The 6,570-nt window shown below is 71.0% G+C and carries 6 protein-coding genes; 3 read left to right on the plus strand and 3 right to left on the minus strand.

Features of this window, described 5'->3' with window-relative positions:
* The 3 genes from AC08OO_RS17265 to AC08OO_RS17275 form a co-directional block, all read right to left on the minus strand.
* Positions 1-492: glycosyltransferase family protein (locus AC08OO_RS17265; RefSeq protein ID WP_235609487.1), on the minus strand; the 492-nt coding region annotated here is incomplete at its 3' end.
* Positions 493-607: 115 nt separating this feature from the next.
* Positions 608-1,555 (minus strand): aromatase/cyclase, encoded by a 948-nt coding sequence (locus AC08OO_RS17270; RefSeq protein WP_011438514.1) that lies wholly within the window; start codon positions 1,553-1,555, stop codon positions 608-610.
* An 84-nt stretch (positions 1,556-1,639) separates the two neighbouring features.
* Positions 1,640-2,731 carry a hypothetical protein gene (locus AC08OO_RS17275; RefSeq protein ID WP_011438515.1) on the minus strand — a complete coding sequence of 364 codons (1,092 nt, stop codon included), beginning with the start codon at positions 2,729-2,731 and terminating at the stop codon, positions 1,640-1,642.
* 628 nt (positions 2,732-3,359) lie between these two features.
* On the opposite strand from AC08OO_RS17275, the gene AC08OO_RS17280 reads away from it, so the two are divergent.
* The 3 genes from AC08OO_RS17280 (at position 3,360) to AC08OO_RS17290 (ending at position 6,462) form a co-directional block, all read left to right on the plus strand.
* A complete protein-coding gene (locus AC08OO_RS17280; protein WP_011438516.1) occupies positions 3,360-4,310 on the plus strand; it encodes a zinc-binding dehydrogenase in 951 nt (316 codons plus the stop codon).
* Positions 4,307-5,758: a DHA2 family efflux MFS transporter permease subunit gene (locus AC08OO_RS17285; protein WP_023842193.1), complete on the plus strand. Its 1,452-nt coding sequence runs from the start codon at positions 4,307-4,309 to the stop codon at positions 5,756-5,758. The genes AC08OO_RS17280 and AC08OO_RS17285 overlap by 4 nt, the downstream gene beginning before the upstream one ends.
* Before the next feature lie 146 nt (positions 5,759-5,904).
* Positions 5,905-6,462, plus strand: coding sequence for an NADPH-dependent FMN reductase (locus tag AC08OO_RS17290; protein WP_232235291.1), 558 nt, complete (start codon positions 5,905-5,907; stop codon positions 6,460-6,462).
* The last annotated feature ends 108 nt before the right edge of the window (positions 6,463-6,570 follow it).

The following is a 6,570-nucleotide window of genomic DNA, read 5'->3' on the forward strand; positions in this document are numbered from 1 at the left end:
GACCTCGACCTGTGCCGCGGCGAACCGTTCGACCAGCTCGCGCAGCCAGCGCAGCTCGCGGGTGGCGTCCGCGACAGTGCCCGGGGTGATGCACACCCGCGGTCCCGCCGCCGGGCGCCGCAACCACTCCGGAGCCAGTCCCCCACCGTTGTACGGCAGGTACCGGATGCGGATACCCAGCCGGCTGCCGACCAGCGGCGCGGCCAGCGCGAGCGGATCATGCACCAAAAGGTCGGGCTCCCAGTCCCTGCAGAGATCGACGACCCCGTCGGCCATCCCTGCCGCGACCGCCGCGAACCAGGTGGTCGCCTGGACGAGGCGGGGACCAGGCCGCGCACTCGGGTCGGATGGCGGCGCGGCAGGCTGGATCAGGCCGGGAGGCGGACTGGGACCGACCGGCGAGACCGACAGGCCGCACGCCGCGAAGTCGGGAGCGACCGCGACCCGCACCTCATGGCCGGCGAGCTGTATCGCCCATGCGGTGGGCACCATCGGAAGAAGATGCCTGGAAAGCGGGCATGACACGAAAAGGATACGCACGTCGTCCCCTCTGATTCGCGCGCTGACGCGGTGTCAGCCCGCGCACTCGTCGTCCGGCGACGTCCGTTTATCCGGCGGCGTCCGCCACGTGTTGCCCAGCCTGGTCCAGGATCAGCCGGACCTTTGAGCCGAGCTCGGTGCGGATGAACGAACGGGCCTGCTCCAGGCTGGTGCTCGCGCCGAGGAGCTCCGCGATCCCAGGGCCGTTGATCACCACGGTCTGGATCGAGCGGACCACAGTGTGATCGCCGCCGTCCTCGATGTCCCACCGCACGTGATGGCTGCTGGCCAGTGGCGGCAGTCGTAGCTGCTTGTAGACGATCCCGCGGGGTGGTCGGCCCACCCGCGCGGTCCGTGTCGTCAGCACACCACCCCGGCGCTCCGCGGTGTCGATCTCCACGAGCTGGACGTCCGGCTCGTCCTGCTGGACGTCCACCCGCGTCACGTGGGGCAGCCGGTCGGGCCACCGGTCGACCGCATACAGGAAGTCGTAGACACGATCGGCCGGCCCGTCAACACGCACGTCGTCGTGCAGCGTAAGCAGGAAGTCGGGTGCACTCACCGCCCGCTCCGCGGCGGCCCGCACCGCGGCCGTCTCCGCCTCGGCCACCACGTCGACCTGCCGGACCACCGCACCGATGTCCGCCGATACGCCCGCCGTCACGCGCAGCTCATGCGCCAGCCTGAGCAGGCATTCCCCGTCGGAAACCGGGACGACGGTCCAGGCACGCTCCATCGACTCCAGCGGCGGCGGTGGCTGCTCCACGCGGAACCAGATCCGTAGATCCTCCTGCTGACACCGACGGAACGCGACCCAGCGCTCGACCCGGGTGCCGGATGTGGTCCACATCCCCACCCGTTCAAGTTCGCCGTCCGTTCCCAGCCTCTCGGCGTGAACAAACGGGGCGAAGATGCTCGGCCAGTGCTCGAGCCCGGCCAGCAGCCGGTAGACGAAACCGGCTGGAGCGCCCACCCGAATCTCGTGTTCCCTGCGCAGGAATGGGGCCAGCGTCATCGGAGACGATCCCTTCGGTGGAGACGGTGCGGAGCGAGCGGACAGCGGCGGCCCGGACAGGGCGGACTGGGCAGACCGGCAGGGTCAGGCCAGCCAGAGTGTTGCGTGAGCCGATCCGTCGGCCGCGGTGGAGGACCCCGCGACCGCGCCTCGGTCGTTCACGCCGTACGCCTCCGCCGGCCCGGCGGTGGCGGTCGGCAGCCGGGTGACCTGGCCGCTCGGACTCCACGCCACCGCGCTGCGGGTGCCGTCGCTCGCGCTTAAGAAGCCGATGACGATCCCCCGCTCGTTGACGCCATAGGCACCGGCACCGGTGTCGCCGGGCAGCGGCGGCAGCTCGGTGATCCCACCGGCGTGGTCCCAGCGGACCGCGTGCGACCTCGCACCCGTGGTGGCGAGACCGACGATGATGCCGGTGTCGCTGACGGCGCTCGCCTCACTGGAGTCGCTGCCCGGCAGGTCGGCGAGTCTGGAGACGGTTCCGTCAGGGTTCCACCGGACGGCCCGCGCAACGCCGGCTGCAGTCTTCGAATAGCCGACGATCACACCCCTGTTGTTGATCCATCCCGCGGAGCTGGCGGTATCCCCCGGTAGCTGGGGCAGGGCCACGGGCGTGCTGGCCGAGGTCCACCGCAGCGCGTGGTACAACCGGTCCGGCCCACTCCAGAAGCCGATGACCGTGCCCTGGTTGTTGACCGCATAGGCCCGGCTCAGAATGCTCCCGGCAGGCGTCGTCAGCGCGGTGATCTGGCCAGCCGCGTCCCATTCCACCGGATGGGTGGGGCCACCGGGAATCAGGGAGGCGCCAACCGTCACGGTGCCAGCGTCGTTGATGGTGAAGGCGACGCTCGCCTCGTCCCCGGGCAGGGTGCCGAGGTCGGTCGGTACACCCAGGCTGTTCCACCGGACGGCGTGGTTGCGGCCGCTGGCACTCGCCGAGTAGCCGACGACGACCGCGCTGTTGTTCACGTCGTAGGCGCCGCTGCTGCTGCCGCCGGGCAGGGTACCGAGGTCGATCACCGACCCGCCGGTGCCGGCCGACGAGGGTCCGGCGCTGACCAGCGGGAGGGCCAGCGCCACCACCGCAGCACCGATCGCGCGAAAACCGCGGACGCGGCGGGTTCGCCGTCGCCGCGTCGTCCCGGCAACTCGGGGTGACGTGCTTGTTCCGGTCATGCGCTTCCTTTCACAAGGGAATGACAACGGCGCCTGCCGACGTGGTGCGCAGCGGCGCGCGGAACGGTTCGCGCCTGCCCGCACAGCATTCGCGCGTGGCGGTCCTTCGTCGGCGGTGGCGGAGCGGGGCGCCGGAAGCCTCGGGCCTGCTTTGCGTGAGCCGTTGCCGGACGGTGTGCGTCAGGTTTCCCCGGCCGGCGGGAGTTCTTCGGCGGCCGGGTGATGATCCTCCAGGGATCGTCGCGGTCTCCTTGTCTCGGCGGGGCGCCGGACTCCGCGTGCGGGACCTGGACCGCAACGCGCCGTGCCTCGCGGAAAAGATCTCAGATCGCTCTCGAGCGTCACCAGCGCCGCGCTCCGGAGTCGACCGAGGCCCGTTCGCGGCCTGGTCGAGATGCGCTGGAGATCCACTCGGCACCTGCTGGAGGTCCCGTCGAGGCAGCTGGGGTGAGTCGGTCCGGTCCTGGTGTCCGGCACCGGGCGCCCCGGGGGCGAGGCTGTCGGCAGCGCCGTCCCGTGGCCCTCGCGGCGCGACGACCCGGCACCCAGCAGCTTGCGGAGCGATTCACTCCGTTATAAGATCTCCAAATCGGAGTGAATCGCTCCGATTGACGAAGAGGGCGGGATTGTGCGCGCTGTGGTGATGGACCGGTTCGGCGGCCCGGAAGTACTCACGGTCCGCGACGTCGCGGATCCGGTTCCAGGACGCGGCCAGGTGCTGGTAGCGGTCGAGTACGCCGGCATCACCTTCGTCGAGACGCAGGTCAGGGCTGGCCGTGGCCCTGCGCTGCGAAACCCTCCGCCGCTGCCCCGGGTCCCGGGTAACGGCGTCGGCGGACAGGTCGTCGCCGTCGGAGCGGACGTCGACCCGGCCCTCGCCGGAGTGGTGGTCGTCACGACGACGGGAGGCACCGGCGGCTACGCCGAGCTCGCCGTCGCGGATGCGGACGACCTGATCCCGGTGCCCTCCACCGTCCCGGTGCGGGACGCGGTGGCGCTGCTGGCGGACGGCCGCACCGCGGTCCTCCTGCATGGCCAGGCGGAGGTGAAGCCCGCCGAGTCGGTGCTGGTCGAGGCAGCCGGCGGCGGCCTCGGCAGTCTGCTGGTCCAGCTCTCGGCGGCCGCCGGCGCCACGGTGATCGGTGCCGCGCGCGGCACCGCCAAACGTGAGCTGGTGATGTCCCTGGGCGCGGCGGCCTACGTCGACTACTCCCGGCCGGGCTGGACGTTGGAGGTCGTCGAGGCCACCCGCGGGACGGGTGTCGACCTGGTCTACGACGGTGTCGGGGGTGACATCGGCGCCCACGCCCTGACCACCCTGCGGGCCGGCGGACGGATCAGCATCCACGGAATGGCCAGTGGCAGCTGGACCGAGCCGCCCGCCGGCGTGACGGTGATCAGCGGTGATACGCCGACACCGGAGCAGATGCGTGCGCTCGCCGCGGAGGCGCTCGCGCAGGCGGCGGCCGGCAGGCTACGCCCGATCATCGGTCAGACCTACCCGCTGGGCGAGGCGGCCGCAGCCCACCAGGCGATCGAGGACCGGGAGACGGCCGGCAAGACCCTGCTGGTCCCATGACCCGGCCCGAGGCCCACTCCGGCTCCGCGGATGGACCGAACCCGTCGAACGATCTGGAGCAGGCCGGTCCGAGTCTCGTGCCGCTGGCCACGACCCTGATCGTCGGGGCGTTCGCGGCCCTGCTCGACACCACTGTCGTGGCGGTCGCGATCGACACGCTGGGGCGCGACCTGCAAGCGGACATCACGGTGATCCAGTGGGTCACGACGTCCTACCTGCTGGCGATGGCTGCCGTCATCCCGGTGGTCGGCTGGCTGGTCGACCGGTTCGGCGCCCGCGCGATCTGGTCGGGTGCCCTCGGGCTGTTCCTGGCCGGATCGGTGCTGTCAGGCCTGGCCTGGTCCGCTGGCGCGCTAATCGCCTTCCGGGTGCTGCAGGGCCTGGGTGGCGGCATGATCCTTCCGCTGACCCAGCTGGTACTCGCCCGGGCCGCCGGCCCGCAGCGCTTCGGGCGGGTCATGGGCGTCGTCGGCCTGGTCGGCCAACTGGCGCCGATCTCCGGCCCGGTGCTGGGCGGCCTGCTGATCGACACCTGGGGCTGGCGGTGGATCTTCTTCGTCAACGTGCCGATCGTCGTGGTCTCGCTGCTCATGACAACACGGTGGTTCCCCCGCGAAGACCCGCGCACGGAGCGTTCCCTGGACGTGGTGGGCCTGGTCCTGCTGCCCACCGGCATCGTGGCGATGATCTACGCGCTGTCGAACGTCGAGTCCGGAAGCACGGTGGTGTCCGCACAGGTGCTCGTCGCCGCGCTGGTCGGCGTCGCGCTGCTGGCCGCCTTCGTCCTGCGGCCGACGACACCAGGCCGGCCGTCGCTCATCGATCTACGCCTGTTCGGCGACCGTTCCTTCCGCGGCGGCTCGGTGATGCTGTTCGTCTTCGGCGTGACGAGCTGGGGCCCGATGTTCGTGCTCCCCCTCTACTACCAGCAACTGCGGGGGCTGTCCGCACTTGACGCCGGGTTCGCCCTCGCACCGCAGAGCGTCGGCCTGGGGCTTGCGTACCTCGCAACCGGCCGGTACGCCGACCGGCTCGCGCCACGCCCGCTCGTGGCAGGGGGTCTGGTGGTCGCGAGCGCGGGCACTCTGCCGTTCGTCTTCGCCACCGCCGACAGCAACCTGACCCTGCTTGGCATCTCGCTGTTTGTCCGCGGGATCGGGTTCGGGGCCGCGAGCCTGCCTGCCAGCGCCGCCGTGTACCGGACGCTACGAACGGCTGACATTCCGGGCGCGACCAGCGCGAGCAACGTCATCCAGCGCGTCGGCGCGGCGACCGGCACGGCCGTGATGGCTCTCATTCTCCAGGCGGACGGGTTCACCCCTGCACTCACCTGGATGTTCGTCCTCACCTCGGGCGCGCTCGCCGGGACCGTGTTTCTGCCAGGGCAGAAGCCGGCACCGGCGCCGCGGGACACGGTGCCCACGACGACGGCCACCGGCGCCCAGTAGGTGCGAGCAGGGCATCGGCGGCCCTCGCGGTGTCGCCGGTACTGACGATGTCCGCTGGCCGAGGGAAGTCAGCGGGTCACGGGGCGTCGGAGCGTCTCGTCAAAATCGAGAGAGGGGTCGACACACTCATGATCAACGTTGCGATCGTGATCGGCAGCACGCGCCCGGGGCGGCGCGGCGAGGCCGTCGCGCGCTGGGTTCACGACATCGCGGTCAAGCGGGCAGACGCCCGTTTCGGGCTACTCGACCTCAGGGATTTCAACCTGCCGCATCTCGACGAGGAGATGCCGCCGGCGATGGGCCAGTACCAGCATCCGCACACGAAGGCGTGGGCCGAGGCAGTGGCGGCGTTCGACGCGTACGTGTTCGTCACCCCGGAGTACAACCATTCGACGTCGGGGGCGCTGAAGAACGCCATCGACTTCCTGTACGCCGAATGGCACAACAAGGCAGCGGGGTTCGTGAGCTACGGTGCGGCCGGCGGGACCCGCGCGGTCGAGCACCTGCGCCTCGTGCTGGGTGAGCTCCAGGTCGCCGATGTCCGCGACCAGGTCGCCCTGTCCCTGTCGACAGATTTTGAGGGCTTCGTCGCGCTCAGGCCTGCGGCGCACCAGGAGGCAACGGTCACCGCGATGCTGGACCAGGTCATCGCCTGGGGCGGGGCGCTACGGCGACTACGGCTGGAGGCTGCACCGCAGCAGTAGGCGTGCACAGATACCACGCGGCCCAGGTAAGGCGGGCCGCTGGCCTGGGTCGAGCGCCAGCTCGGCCGGTGACCGCGTTGATCATCGGCCGAGCGAGGTGTCCCCCTC

Source organism: Frankia sp. CeCAU1 (assembly GCF_977971845.1).

Excerpts from the sequence above, each read along its gene's own strand:
- AC08OO_RS17270 (WP_011438514.1), bottom strand. The coding sequence starts at position 1,555 with ATGACGCTGGCCCCATTCCTGCGCAGGGAACACGAGATTCGGGTGGGC.
- AC08OO_RS17275 (WP_011438515.1), bottom strand. The coding sequence starts at position 2,731 with ATGACCGGAACAAGCACGTCACCCCGAGTTGCCGGGACGACGCGGCGA.
- AC08OO_RS17285 (WP_023842193.1), top strand. The coding sequence starts at position 4,307 with ATGACCCGGCCCGAGGCCCACTCCGGCTCCGCGGATGGACCGAACCCG.